Raw genomic sequence first — 1070 nt, 5'->3', positions numbered from 1 at the left:
AATAAAGAACTGGTCTAGTAGAGCAGGTGTTGCACTTCAATTTTAAATCGAGGAAGCAAAATGACTCCTCCTTCACAAAATTAGTTCTTATTTATATTTTTAACGATCTTATTATAAATTGCAACCAATATGCGGCGGTTAGCCCGCTGGCAGACAAGACTTTTGATAGAAGCCCATCCGAAACTATGGTAAAATGTAAGTGGTTTCAGAGCGAGATCGCCTTTTTTTGAAATCGGGAATCATAAATTGCCGTTTTCTACGCCGTTTCGCTTGCAATCGTTAGTAAAATCAACTATTATCAATTATTGATACATTTTAATCCGACCCGGGTTTCGGGCGATTGAAATGAAGAACGAGTAAATAGTCATTAGGAGGTGATTACCATGCTGAGTCGAACCAAGCAATTCTTACGGCAACATAACTATCGTTACGAAAAGTCGTATATTCGGCCATTGATGGCACCCGAAAGTGTGTACGTCTTCAAATTTGGTCGAGATTCGCTCAATAACCGGGTAATCATTCGTTATGGGCATACGTGGACCGGACGGCAGCGAATTAACGAAATTGATTTGCGGCTGCACAAACAGAAGCATCCGCGTGTATTCCAAAATGAGGCGGATATGTTAGATTACTTAGAAACACGTCTAGCCCAGCGGGATCACAAGGACGCTGAAAATCCGACCGATGCCGAAAAGATCTAAAGCGATATTTTTAAATGTTTTAGTGGTGAGCTAGAGACAATCTTTTGTCCTGGCTCTTTTTTTAAATTAATTTTTCAAGGAGGACGTCATTTATGGAATGGACAGCAGTTAGCGTGCTGACGACCAATGAAGCGGTCGAAGCCGTTAGTAACATCTTACAGGAAGCCGGGGCCAGCGGCGTCAAGATTGACGACGCAGCCGACTTCAAGAATTTAAAGGCCGGTAAATTCGGTGAAATCGTGGATCTCGCGACGATTCCACACCGCGATCACGGGGCCGAGATTACCGCTTACTATCCGGAAACCATTTTTATTGGGTCTAGAATTTTTGGTGTTGGAAAGTATTTCCATTCCAAAAGTACTAGGCCCT

Annotated in this window: 2 protein-coding genes; both read left to right on the top strand. The window is 42.6% G+C overall.

Annotation, left to right across the window (positions count from 1 at the left end; all coding sequences use genetic code 11):
* The first annotated feature begins 383 nt into the window (after positions 1–383).
* The gene (locus IV54_RS09795; protein ID WP_057879152.1) at positions 384–701 is read left to right on the top strand and encodes a hypothetical protein; all 318 of its coding nucleotides are present in this window, start codon (positions 384–386) and stop codon (positions 699–701) included.
* A gap of 92 nt (positions 702–793) precedes the next feature.
* The coding region (locus tag IV54_RS09790; protein WP_191980419.1) for a 50S ribosomal protein L11 methyltransferase at positions 794–1070 on the top strand (277 nt) is incomplete at its 3' end.

Source organism: Levilactobacillus paucivorans (genome assembly GCF_001437125.1).
GTDB classification, from domain to species: domain Bacteria; phylum Bacillota; class Bacilli; order Lactobacillales; family Lactobacillaceae; genus Levilactobacillus; species Levilactobacillus paucivorans.
This window is presented reverse-complemented; position numbering and strand designations above follow the sequence as displayed.